General features: G+C 42.2%; 13 protein-coding genes. All 13 read right to left on the reverse strand.

Features of this window, described 5'->3' with window-relative positions:
- Positions 1-2 precede the first annotated feature (2 nt).
- The 13 genes from PFZ69_RS02530 to PFZ69_RS02590 all read right to left on the reverse strand — a co-directional run bounded on the left by PFZ69_RS02530 (position 3) and on the right by PFZ69_RS02590 (position 12,814).
- On the reverse strand, positions 3-1,043 hold the full coding sequence (locus PFZ69_RS02530) for a rod shape-determining protein (RefSeq protein ID WP_270179450.1): 1,041 nt from the start codon (positions 1,041-1,043) through the stop codon (positions 3-5).
- A gap of 101 nt (positions 1,044-1,144) precedes the next feature.
- A complete protein-coding gene (gene radC / locus PFZ69_RS02535) occupies positions 1,145-1,834 on the reverse strand; it encodes a RadC family protein (protein ID WP_270179451.1) in 690 nt (229 codons plus the stop codon).
- 22 nt (positions 1,835-1,856) lie between these two features.
- Positions 1,857-2,447, reverse strand: a complete 591-nt coding sequence (locus tag PFZ69_RS02540; protein ID WP_270179452.1) for a Maf family protein — start codon at positions 2,445-2,447, stop codon at positions 1,857-1,859.
- A gap of 229 nt (positions 2,448-2,676) precedes the next feature.
- Entirely contained in the window at positions 2,677-3,675 is a 999-nt protein-coding gene (locus PFZ69_RS02545; protein ID WP_270179453.1) for a hypothetical protein, read from the reverse strand.
- A 121-nt stretch (positions 3,676-3,796) separates the two neighbouring features.
- Positions 3,797-4,546 carry a hypothetical protein gene (locus PFZ69_RS02550; protein ID WP_270179454.1) on the reverse strand — a complete coding sequence of 250 codons (750 nt, stop codon included), beginning with the start codon at positions 4,544-4,546 and terminating at the stop codon, positions 3,797-3,799.
- On the reverse strand, positions 4,539-5,123 hold the full coding sequence (locus PFZ69_RS02555) for a hypothetical protein (RefSeq protein WP_270179455.1): 585 nt from the start codon (positions 5,121-5,123) through the stop codon (positions 4,539-4,541). Before PFZ69_RS02555 ends, PFZ69_RS02550 begins: the two co-directional genes overlap by 8 nt.
- Positions 5,107-6,114, reverse strand: coding sequence for a type IV pilus biogenesis protein PilM (gene pilM, locus PFZ69_RS02560; protein WP_270179456.1), 1,008 nt, complete (start codon positions 6,112-6,114; stop codon positions 5,107-5,109). The genes PFZ69_RS02555 and pilM overlap by 17 nt, the downstream gene beginning before the upstream one ends.
- Before the next feature lie 18 nt (positions 6,115-6,132).
- Positions 6,133-6,885: a prepilin peptidase gene (locus PFZ69_RS02565; RefSeq protein ID WP_270179457.1), complete on the reverse strand. Its 753-nt coding sequence runs from the start codon at positions 6,883-6,885 to the stop codon at positions 6,133-6,135.
- Between the two features lie 106 nt (positions 6,886-6,991).
- Positions 6,992-7,444, reverse strand: a complete 453-nt coding sequence (locus tag PFZ69_RS02570) for a prepilin-type N-terminal cleavage/methylation domain-containing protein (RefSeq protein ID WP_270179458.1) — start codon at positions 7,442-7,444, stop codon at positions 6,992-6,994.
- A 75-nt stretch (positions 7,445-7,519) separates the two neighbouring features.
- The gene (locus tag PFZ69_RS02575) at positions 7,520-8,728 is read right to left on the reverse strand and encodes a type II secretion system F family protein (RefSeq protein ID WP_270179459.1); all 1,209 of its coding nucleotides are present in this window, start codon (positions 8,726-8,728) and stop codon (positions 7,520-7,522) included.
- Between the two features lie 5 nt (positions 8,729-8,733).
- Entirely contained in the window at positions 8,734-9,768 is a 1,035-nt protein-coding gene (locus tag PFZ69_RS02580) for a type IV pilus twitching motility protein PilT (RefSeq protein WP_270179460.1), read from the reverse strand.
- Between the two features lie 8 nt (positions 9,769-9,776).
- Entirely contained in the window at positions 9,777-11,435 is a 1,659-nt protein-coding gene (locus PFZ69_RS02585; RefSeq protein ID WP_270179461.1) for a GspE/PulE family protein, read from the reverse strand.
- Positions 11,435-12,814 carry a VanW family protein gene (locus PFZ69_RS02590; RefSeq protein WP_270179462.1) on the reverse strand — a complete coding sequence of 460 codons (1,380 nt, stop codon included), beginning with the start codon at positions 12,812-12,814 and terminating at the stop codon, positions 11,435-11,437. Before PFZ69_RS02590 ends, PFZ69_RS02585 begins: the two co-directional genes overlap by 1 nt.
- Positions 12,815-12,827 lie beyond the last annotated feature (13 nt).

Consider the following 12,827-nt stretch of genomic DNA (forward strand, 5'->3'; position numbering starts at 1 on the left):
AACTACTTCTGTTTTGATGATCGGGACGTAATCCCAGCTCTTGATTTGAACAGATGAATATTTTCAAGTGCACGACCCGTTCCAATCGCTACACACTCTAGTGGGTTTTCAGCTACGATGACTGGCATCTTCGTTTCATCACTGATCACCTGATCAAGGTTTCGAAGCAATGCGCCTCCACCTGTCAGAACGATGCCACGATCCATAATGTCAGCTGCAAGCTCTGGTGGTGTTTTTTCAAGGGTTACTTTTACAGCTTCGATGATGCTGTTGACCGTATCGTTAAGTGCTCCAGACACCTCTTCTGCTGAAACGCTGATCGTTTTAGGTAAACCTGTCACAAGGTCACGTCCACGGATATCCATCGCTTCGATTCCCTCTGTTGAACCAGCAGATCCGATTTCAAGTTTCAATTGCTCTGCAGTTCTCTCACCGATCATAAGGTTATACGTCTTTTTGATGTATTGAATGATGGACTCGTCCATCTCATCTCCAGCGATGCGGATCGATTCGCTCGTAACGATTCCACCAAGAGAAATAATCGCAACTTCTGTTGTTCCTCCACCAATATCTACGACCATGCTTCCTGTAGGTTCCCACACAGGAAGATCAGCACCGATCGCGGCTGCGAATGGTTCTTCGATCGTGTACGGCTCGCGTGCTCCCGCTTGACGAGTCGCATCTTCAACTGCACGTTTTTCAACCGCAGTGATTCCAGAAGGTACGCATACCATCACATTCGGTTTACGTGCAAACACAGAACGATTCTTCTGAGCTTGTTTAATAAAATATTTAAGCATCGTCGCTGTTGTTTCGAAATCTGCGATAACGCCATCCTTCATCGGTCTTAGGGCTACGATATTTCCAGGCGTACGTCCGATCATATTCTTTGCATCATTACCGACAGCTTCGATTGAACCTGTATCCGTACGAAGCGCTACTACAGACGGCTCACGTACAACTACTCCCTTGCCTTTCACATAAGCCAGCGTATTCGCTGTACCTAAATCTATACCCATATCTCTTGAAAATCCACCAAACATTTATGTTAAATCTCCCTTCAGTTCAAGCAAAACTCATAAATATGATTATACTGCATCAGTATTGAAAACGGTAGTGGGAAAACGTGTCATAATGAGATGTTTTACACATACCCTTTTTCTTTTAAACTAATAAACTTTTGATCCCCAATAATAATATGATCGAGCACATCGATGCCGATCATCTTTCCACATTCAGCTAGCCTTTTCGTGACTTCGATATCTTCACGACTAGGTGTCGGATCACCGCTCGGATGATTGTGAAAACAGATGAGCGATGCAGCTGATCGACGAAACGCTTCTCTAAACACTTCCCTCGGATGAACGATCGAAGCATTCAAGCTGCCAACGAAGACTGTTTTTCTATGTAAAACTTGGTTCTTCGTATTTAAATAAAGGCAAACAAAATGCTCCTGTGATAAGAATCGCATATCTTCCATCACGTAGTTCGCACCATCTTCAGGTGAGCGCACTGTGTAGCGTTCCTCTTGCTGTAGACGACTTACACGCCTTCCAAGTTCGATTGCAGCCATAAGTTGAACTGCTTTTGCTGGTCCTACACCGTTTAAAGAAGTCAATTCCTCAATGCTCGCATCCTTCAAAAGGCGCAACCCCTCGAAATGTTGAATGATGCGATGAGATAATTCAAGGACGGACTCCTGCTTCGTTCCTGTTCTAAGAACAATAGCAAGGAGTTCCTGATTTGATAATACCTCTGAACCACCCTTAATCAGACGCTCTCTCGGGCGTTCGTCTTCTGGGTAGTCACGAATTAATAGTGGTGTTTTTAACAACACGCTTCCTCCCTGGATTCATCTATCTGTCTGACTTATGCTGAATCTCTTGAACAATTCCAAAAGCCGCGAGTTCACGCAGCGTTCTAGAAATAGGAAGCCCAACCACGCTATAGTAGTCTCCTTGAATGCATTTAACAAAGGCGGCACCGAAGCCCTGAATCCCATAAGCTCCCGCTTTATCGTAAGGCTCGTCTGTATCAAGATACTGAGAGATTTCACTATCAGTTAATTCCCAGAATGTAACGTCAGTCGCAACAGAAAAGCTGGACTGCTGACCTTCTGATAAGATTGACACACCTGAATAAACCGTGTGTGTACGGCCTGAAAGAGCCGTAAGCATCTGCCTCGCATGCTCGCGGTTATCCGGCTTTACCAACACGTCACCATCTAGCGTGACGACTGTATCAGATCCTAATACCACTGCATCCTGGGTTCTGTTAAACACTTCACTCGCTTTACCATAAGCAAGTTGTTCTACGAGTTCAGCCGGTGTAACAGAAAGTGAGATGTGCTCTTCAAAACGACTTACGATTATATCAAAAGTGAGGTTCATTTGCTCAAGAAGTTCTTTTCTTCGCGGAGAGCCTGAGGCTAAAACGAGGTGCTTCATATATACCACCCTTTTTTGTAAATGATTCACAAGTGGGAAAAGGGCTTGATAACAGCTTATCAAATCCCTTTTCTTTCCACAATTTAAAATTTGACGTTCCTTTACAATTTTCGTGTGTTTCCGTCATTGTATGTGCATAAGAAAGCATTTTATTTCCAATACCGTTAACTTTATATGACTAGCTACCCCTTTATCCTACATTTAAATCCTTTACTCCGCAAACACGTGCTTATTTAAGGCTATCAACCAATTCCTGATAAGACACAAGTGCATCTAGTAAATGCTGTTGGGCTAACCAAAGAGATGAGATCGTTTCATTAGAGGTGTACGCTTTCATCTCATTAAGAGCACCGTTCAATGAGGTGACTAGCTCCTCTCCTCCTCCTTTTGTCCACCCGTCTATGTCTGGGGTCTTCTCACTCCATTCGGTTAACCTGCCTTCTGCGTTCTTTATCATCTCATCCGTTAACTCTTCATCAGTTAACCCATTTAGATCCATCGCCACCAACTGTTCAATAAATTCTTTTCCTTCTTTTAAATGAGAAGCACCTTCCTCTGATACATTTACGGCTTCCGCATTGATGTTCCATTCTTTTGCGTAAACGTCTTCCCCTTTATTCTCAAAATAACCAGCGAGAGCGTTCTGACCTTCCGTCGTTTGAGATACGCCAATCAGTAAATAATAGTTATCACTATTAATAATTGCAGCCGGAAACCCATTATCCTTAAGTCTCTGCTGGAATTCTAGCGCAGATTCTTCTGTACTGTAAACGCCTGACTGAACAACTTTAAGATTTAGTGACAGCTCTTCTGTATTTACATTTGTCGCTTTGGGAGGAACCTCTGTCGTACTCCCACTTACCGGTGCAGCATTCTCATTTCCTGAGAACACCATCAATAAGATGAACCCGAACATCACACCTAAAAATACTGCTGAGGCAACTGAAATCATGATATTCTTGTGTATGACCATTGGTTTTGAGACTATTCTTTGCTTCTTCTTTTTCCTTCGTAGTGGCAGCATATGCTTTTGTTTTTTCCCGCTAGGTTTCTTCTTTTGAAGCTGAAGCTTCTTTAAGTCGACCACCTTCTTCGAATCTCTTCGCTCAGGAAGAATCCACTCAAATTCCTTCTCCTCAGCAGCTGCGCTTTCTTCTTTATGCAGTTCAGGATTGCAATCCTTGTTCTCACCATTAAAACGAATCGAAATGGTTCTACCATCTTTCATATCGTTACCCCCTCATTAGCGGCTTGTACTATAGTCTATGAAATGGGGAGATTTGCTAGAACAGGACTTACTAGATTTGTTTCAAAGCATAAAAAAGAGCCGCCAGTTCGGCAGCTTCCTTTTATTCTGAAGCAGATTCTTGCTCATCTTCTTCCTCTTCAACCGTTTCATACAATGGATTATCTTTATCGGAAGGCTCTGGATAATCGATGGACGGGGTTTGTTCAGCAAGATCCGTTAATGTAGGGATGTAAAAAGTTGCGACATTCGCGATATAGGCAACATCTAAGTTCTCTTCATCTGCAGGAAGGATCGACTCAGATCTTCCAGAAAACGTTAATCCGCTAATAAGAGCCATACGAGGCAATTCTTCGATCGAGAGAAGAAACTTTCTTAAAGAAGGGTAGTTGTCAGAAGTCATCTCCATACTTACGTCAACCGCTTGAATACCTTCTGGAAGAGCTACAGCTGGTTCCTCTGGAATATCATTTTCTTCTGTGCTTTCTTCAGCAGCTTCTTCTTCATCTTCCTCCGAAAATTCTTCAGTGTTCAGTACATCATCAACGAAGTCCAATTGATGGATGCTGCTTTTCGATACGAGCTCAGCGCGATTCAAGTCGAGAATAAATTGATCGACCAACGGTTTAACGGGAACTTTACGCTGTAATAGCGTCGTGTCGAACGCATCGACCTTTTGTTCTTCTTTCGCCTGAAGAAGTTCTATAAGTTCCTCGTTCTGTTCAACCTGCCTTTCCAACCTATTCACTTCCTGCTTTTTAGGGGCCACACTATAGAAGTAAAACATTGTTACACCGAGGACAAGGATCAGTAGACCGACTAATGTTAAGAGATTACGTGTGCGATTATCCATCGGTCTCCTCCTCTTCTGCTCTTAGGTTTTCTTTGTTAATAACGATTTCATAATCCGTTACGTACCTCGGTAAAATTCTGCTGTCTTCTTCCGTTTCTTCGGTTAGCTGAGCCGTTTGCACGGTAAGAACACTAGCTGACGTAACATTCACAGATTCGTTCAAAGCATTTAGGTATTGAGAAACTTCCTTCATCTGATCGAATTGAACGGTCACTGTCACCGTTTCATCACCATCAAAAGCATATTCCATGAAAAATCCACGTTCAGGAAGTCTAGCTACTAGATCATCTAAGAGTTTCACCGTAGAAAACTCAATCGAATCTAGCCAAGTAACATACTGTTGTAACGTATCCGCAGAGCTAACGATTTCAGAATCGTTCCCTTGCATGACAGATAATAGCTCGTTCGAACGTTCAAGCTTTTGTTCCAGCTCAGCTTGCTCATTGTTAAGTTGATTCGCGTTGACTAAAAAAATAATAAAGGTAATTAGTAACACCATTGCAACAGATATAGGAATATAAATGAAAGAAAAAGATCGTCTTGTTTTCTTAGGGAGTAAATTAATCTCGATCAGCATCACTGCACCCCTTCAAAGCAAGACCCATCGCGGTATAATATTTCAACGGCAACACGAGTCCATCTTCATCTTTGATTTCACTTTTCGTTTCGCCCTTAACTGGAATCGCTAACGTTTCTTCTAACCGTAAGTTAAGAAGATCGATTTCAGGAAAATCGCCTGATAAGAAAACCGATTGTATCGTTTTTCCGCTCCGATTCATCGAATAGTAGTAGAAGTTGATGACCCGCTCGATCTCTGCAATGCTTTCTTCTATTTTTTCCTGTAAGTCATCTCGTTCTCCAGACCATTTTAAACTTTCAGATCTTCTTGAAGTCGAATGAACCTCCCACATCGAGTATGGAGTATCCATTAAGATTTGTCGGATGAATGCAGGTTGATGATTATAGAAAACGCTAACATTCATCGCCTGAATACCTGCATGGATAACGAGGGTAGGTTCATACTGATCGATGAGTCCATGGTGATAATAGAGTCGATATAAAGATAAAGCCGTCACATCTGCAGCCTCTGGACGTAGGGATATTGATTCTAATAGAGTTGATATGTCAGTTACGATACTCTCTGGAGCGGCAAACAATAAAATCTCTTTATGTTCATCTGTTGTTCGTACGAGCTCATAATCAAAAACCGCTTCGCTAAATGGAAGTTTGATACTCGAACCCATTTCTAAATAAAGGTGTCCCTTTATTTCATCATCTGAGACCGTAAGCGGAATCTTTTCATTTCGAAGCACCATATAGGTATCAGGAACGAGGAACTGTACTTTTTTCTTTTTTATCCCCCACTCTTCCACACATTCTATGAGGATATCTTTTAGCGTATCTCTTTCGATGATCTTCCCGTTTTTAATAATGTCTTCAGGTAAGAACCGTTCATGATATGTACGAAGTGACATGTCCCCTTTATTGACCTCAACCATACGGATCACGTGATCATTCAGGGCAAGGCTAATTTGTTTTGTTTGAGGCTTCAATCCCAAAAAGTTCATTTATCTTTCCCCCTGTCACTACAGAAAACTAATATACCAATCTATGATTTTTTCTGAGTAAAAATATGTGAGTAGAGCACCGAGCGCGATCGACGGACCGAACGGAATCGGCTGCTTTCGCTTCGCTTTACCCGTAGCGATAGCTCCAATTCCTAAAATCGTCCCAAATAAGGTAGAGAAAAAGAAAACGATCAACAGATCTTGATAACCAAAAACGAGTCCAAGTACGGCGAAAAGCTTAATGTCTCCACCTCCCATCCCACCTTTACTCACGATGGCGATGAGGAGCAATAGACAGAAACCAAGCGCAGCGCCTACAAACGGACTGTACCATGGCGTCATCGGTACAAAAATTCGTGTCAGAATAAAGTAAGCGCCAAAGAAAAGCAGCACTTTATCTGGTATCAGCATGTATGTGAGATCCGAAACAAAGATGATGATTAAAAGTGAAATGAGTCCATATGAGATAAGCAACTCTTTTGACCATCCCACCAGAAGCGGTGCGATCGTAAAAAGACATGCCGTTGTGAGTTCAACACCGGCATATAGTGGAGAAACCTTAGCTGAACAGCCTCTGCATCTCCCTTTTTGTATAAGATAAGAAAAAACCGGTATTAACTCGATTGGTGTGAGCACGCGCTGACAAGATGGACATGACGAGCGAGGAGTAACGATCGAACGCTTCTCAGGTATCCTTAGTCCCACAACATTAAAAAATGACCCCAGTACAAGGCCAACTATGAATAAATAACTATGTAATACAACCCCCATACGTTCCATCCTCTATCGAAATAGTTTATTAATTGTTAATGAATCGGTTCTAATAAGGAGATAACCCTCCGAGGGAGGGTTATCAAGATAAATTTATTAACCTCATTTATGGTGTACTTGTTGTGCTCTCAAGCGTAACACTATCTCTATCTAAATCGGAAACTGCTTCACTATCAATGTATGTCCCTGTTTCTCCAACTAATGTAACGGTATAAACTTGGGCATTTGAAGTTGAATCTACAGAATAAACTACTTTAGAGTCACTTTGTTTGTAAGCCCCCATATTTCCAGGAGACTCAGGAACTCCTTCTAGATATCCTTTAGTAATTAAAGTTTCCATAGTAAATGTCTTCGTTCCATCTCCATCTTGAGCAATTGCCATTCTTGCCGCACTTGCCATTTGCTCAGCATTCGCAATATGAGCATCTGTCTTAGAGTTATCGATCAAAGAACCAATCGCTGGAATTGCAATCGCAGCAATAATACCAAGAATAACAATAACAACTAAAAGCTCGATCAACGTTAAACCTTTTTCATTTTTTAAAAAGCGTTTTAACATCCAATTTCCCCCTAAAAATAAAAATAATAATAATTATGTATAAGAACAATGATGTCTAAAACTAGTAAACTTCTTCTACCCCACATTGTTGTAGATCTCAAACATCGGAACGATGATAGACAGTACGATCACACCTACGATCGCTGCTAGAAACACAATCATCAGAGGTTCGATCAATGCTTTCAACCGATCTGTCGCGTTTTCTACCTCATCTTCATAAAAGTCTGCTACTTTGGCAAGCATCGCGTCTAGTGAACCTGATTCTTCTCCGATCGCAATCATTTGCGTTACGAGAGGCGGGAAGATCCAGTGCTGCTTAAACGGCTCTGTTAAGCGCTTCCCTTGTTCAAGCGATGTTCTAGATTCACGCAATACTCTGACCACCACCTCATTCCCTACAACTTTTTCCACAATCGAGATCGACTGCAGAATGGGGACCGAGCTCGAGAATAGCGAGCTTAATGTTCGCGTCATCTGCGCCATCGTCGCTTTCTGTAAAATCTTCCCGAATATCGGTGTTTTAAGTATAGCATAATCAAAATAATACTTACTAGATGGTTTGTTACGAATTATAGAAATAAATCCTAATATTAACAATATAACCAAAATTATCAACCACCAGAAAACTTGAACAAATTCACTGGCGCCGAGTACTACTTTAGTAATGGCAGGCAATTCTCCTCCTAGATCGTTCAACATAGACGCAAATGAAGGAACGACTGAAGCTAACAAGAAAATGACTACTCCGACTGCTATCAAACCAACAATCACTGGATATGTCATTGCAGAAATAACCTTCTGCCTCGTCTTATGCTGCTTCTCATAATACACCGCAAGACGATCCAGCACGTTATCCAGACTCCCACTTACTTCTCCTGCATAGATCATGTTAATGAACATCGGAGGAAAAACTTTTTTGTGTTTTGCTGCAGATTGAGAGAATGGGTTTCCTCCCCTGAGCTCGATCTCCACGTCTTGAAGCGCGTGTTTTAACGCTTTACTCTCCGTTTGCTGAGCTAGTATACTTGTTGAGTCTACGATTGAAACCCCGGCTCGTAGCAAAGTTGCGAACTGACGCAGATAAACGACAAAATCCCTAAGCTTTACAGGATTGCCTATCGTGATGTCTTTCGCTAGAAGAGACGGCTCAACTTCTTGAATCTCCATCACAGCAATACCTTTATCTTTTAGCTGCAGAATGACGTCCCGTTTCGATGCTCCTGTTAAATTGCCTTTCTTTACTCTGCCGTTCATTGTTTTACCAACATATTGAAATTGGCTCATTGCCATTATTCCCCCTGTAAATAAGGATCAGCAGCTTCTTTTGATATCACACCGTTTTTGATCAGGGTTCTGATCGAACTCGATAACTCTACCATTCCTGTCGATTTGCTAGTTTGTAATACATTCGGAATTTGATAGACTTTGCTATCACGAATCAAGTTCGCGATCGCTGGATTGTTTACAAGCACTTCAAAAGCAGGCCTTCGTGATTTTTTATCAACTGTAGGAAACAACCGTTGAGAGATAATCCCGACGAGCACCGAAGCGAGCTGAATGCGAATCTGCGGCTGCTGGCTAGGAGGAAAGACGTCGATGATTCGATCCACCGTTGCGCCAGCGTTACTTGTATGAAGCGTACCAAACACAAGGTGACCCGTTTCTGCAGCTGTTACTGCTGTTTGAATTGTTTCAAGATCACGAAGCTCTCCTACAAGAACAACGTCAGGGTCCTGACGGAGCGCTGCCCGTAGGCCGCTTGCAAAACTTTTAACATCAGCCCCGATCTCCCGTTGATCAATGACACAGTTGCGATGCTTATGAAGGTATTCGATCGGATCTTCCAGAGTGATAACATGCTTTTGAACAGTGTGATTCAAAAAGTTAATCGCTGAAGCAAGGGTCGTTGACTTCCCTGACCCTGTAGGTCCAGTTACTAAGATCAACCCTTGAGGTTTAAGCGAGAGCTTCTTAATAATTTCTGGAGCATGGATGCTCTCTAGAGAAGGAATGACTGATGGAACGACACGAATGGCGAGACTGATGCTTGTCCTTTGATGGAAAGCATTGATCCTGAACCTCGAAACGCCTTTTAAACTATAAGAAAAATCTAAATCACCATTTTCTTTAAACGTTGCCCATTGATCTTTTGGTATCAAGAGCCTCGCCATCTCTTCAGTTGTGCTAGGCTCAAGCGGTTCACTTCCATAACGCTTCAAATCACCATGAATCCTTAGGATAGGAGGAACTCCGATCGTTAAGTGGACATCGGAGGCCCCTAACTTACATGCTGCCCGTAATAGCTTATCCATTTGCTCTTTCATACCATCACCTACTCTTTAAAAGCAACGCGTAGTATTTCTTCAGTTGTTGTTAACCCTTGCTTCACTTTTAATAATCCATCGTCGATCAAAAATATTGTTCCTTTCTTAATCGCATATTGACGAATACTGCTCATGTCTTCATTGTTCATGATTTTCTTACGGATGACATCATCCATCACGAGCACCTCTTGAAGAGCGATCCTTCCTTTGTAGCCGGTCATATTACAGTTTCCGCAGCCCTGTCCACGGGATATTTCTGAGATTGTGATGCCTCTTTTTCTGAATATCTCTTTCTCTCGCTCAGTTGCTGCTTCACGTTCAAGACAGTCTTTACATACACGTCGAACGAGACGCTGTGAAACGATTCCAGAGAGAGAAGCAGCTACAAGGAACGGCTCGACACCCATATCGATCAATCTTGCAATCGTTGCGATCGAATCGTTCGTATGAAGCGTGCTCAAGACGAGGTGACCAGTAAGCGATGCTCGAACGGAGATTTCAGCCGTTTCAGCATCTCTAATTTCCCCCACCATCACGATGTCAGGGTCTTGCCTCAAGATCGACCTCAGTCCTTTAGCAAACGTCAGCCCAATGGCACCGTTCACTTGAACCTGATTAATTCCTTCTAACCGATATTCGACCGGATCTTCCACAGTGATGATGTTCGTCTCTTCCTGATTCAAATGGTTTAACGTTGCATATAGTGTCGATGATTTACCTGAACCAGTAGGGCCTGTGATTAAGATAATGCCATTTGGTTGCTCGATCATCTTTCGAAACCGCTTTTCGTTAATCGGATGAAAATCTAGCTTCCCCAATTGATTTAACGTACTACTCATATCAAGAACACGTAGAACGATCTTTTCTCCATAAACGGTTGGCAATGTGGATACACGGAGGTCGATTGGTTTATGGTTGATGTTGATTTTGATACGACCGTCCTGTGGCACTCTTGATTCCGTAATGTTGAGGTTTGCAATAATCTTTACCCTGGCAGTAAGAACATTTTGCATATGCTTTGGAAGGCTTCTTTCGGTTCGGAGGTGACCATCCACTCGATAGCGAATGAGCAATTTTGTTTCCTGTGGATCGAAGTGAATATCGCTTGCTCTATTTTGTACTGCGAACTGGATGATTTGATTTACTAGACGTACGACTGGAGAATCTTCGTCAGTTATTTGATCTTCTTCTCGTTCAGCTCGAGGCAAATCACTCAACAATTCATCCATCGAGTCATCGATCTCATAATATTTGCTTATCGCTCGGTTGATATCGTCTTTTGTTGCGATCGTTCGCTCGATCAAAAAGCCTGTAGAAAGTCTAAGATCGTCTACCGCGAAGAAATCCATCGGATCAGTCATCGCCACATACAGTTTATCGTCTTCAATTTTTAGTGGGATAAGGTTATATTTCTTAACGATATCCTTTGGAACGATATCGATCACATTTGCTTCGATCGGATAATTGTATAAACTCACGTGTGGGACGCCAAGTTGAAACTCGAGCACCTCGATGAGCTGCTGCTCCGTAAGGATTCCCTGTTCAATGAGTGCGTCACCTAGTTTCATACCTTTAGGCTTTTGAGAGAGAACCTCTTCGACCTTCTCTCTCGTGATGAAGCGGGAATCAACAAGGAGATCACCTAGTCTTTTCTTTGTTTGTCTCATCAATCTCCCTCCCTCTTGTATTCTAATCCCTTAATTACTTCACCTTTTTCTTCATCCTCCTCTCCACTATTTTCTCCTGATGAACCATTGGTATCCGATGACTCTGAACCGCTATCACTTCCACCATCATTTCCACTACTCGGTTCACCGTTCGGCTCCCCATTACTAGGCTCGCCACTTCCGTCCTGATCTCCACTATCAGAAGGGTCAGTGCCAGAAGGCGTAGGAGGTTCAGGATATGCTCTGTTCTCAACTCGATGGACAGGAGGATAAAAATCTTCTAGTATCTTTTCTGATTTGATAACGCGATCATCTTGATCAAGCGTTTCTCGATACGTTTTAATTAAGAGACCATCTTCTCCTTCTTCAACGATCGTTTTATTATTGCCACTTAAAGAAGCAGAGTATTGAATGATCGTATCAGGTGATAGAATGTCTTCTTCCACTTTTGGTCTAAACTGCAGTGGAAACGTAGGACCAGTTAATGTTGCGATCAGCGTATCTGTTTCCCAATCGAACCGAAGCGTGTAGCTTGTTGGATTAGGGTTATAAAAAACAAAATCTCGATTCGATACATTCACAGCCGCATTCATGCCTGGTTTCCCGTAGGTAGGAATGTCGAGAGTCGTATGCCTTTCTAGCACTTCAAAATTCGTATGAAGGATAACTTCAAAAATTGCTGAAGCAAACAGGTTAAGACTTTCAGTTGCTTTATTCGTCACACCTACATTCGCTAACACTTGTTGTACCGAAAAGTTTTCTTCAGGTTTTATCGTCACTGAGCCAATTTCTTCAACGATATTTGGAACAAGAATTAATTCAGATGTGCCTTTAACCTCACTTCGGAAAATTTCCTCAACCTCACTCGTTACTGAATAAAAGTTCGATAGATCGATCGGAATGTCATCACTTTCAAGTGTAGATGCATAGCCAATCAGCACTTCCGTCAGCAGTTCCATACTAAAATTCGCGGGATCTACTGCAAGCTCTTCCATCTTGGATTGTAGCAACTCTTGATTGATAGAGACATAAAGGGGTACATCACTAGATTCCGTTTGAGCAACCTCTTGTACGGTCTGATCGATTTGAAAATCCCAAATATCTCCTGTAAGTGAAACTGATTGGTCGTCATAGCGTAAAGAGAGTAATTGAGATGCTTTCCAATCCTCTGTCAATTCGGTCAATTTTGCACTTGCTTCTTGTGGTTCTAGTCCTGATACTGACACACTACCGATCAATGCGTTCGGTGGTAACGTACCTTCTCCTAAGGCTGCGTCATACGTATACGAGCCTAACAATGAAAATGACGTAACAAATAGAGTTGAAAAGACGATTAGACCGGCAGTTTTTATCAAACCCTTCTTTGTTTCAGAACTCATTTACTTCGCCCCT

The organism is Alkalihalobacillus sp. CinArs1, assembly GCF_947387515.1.
Classification (GTDB): Bacteria; Bacillota; Bacilli; order Bacillales; family Guptibacillaceae; genus Guptibacillus.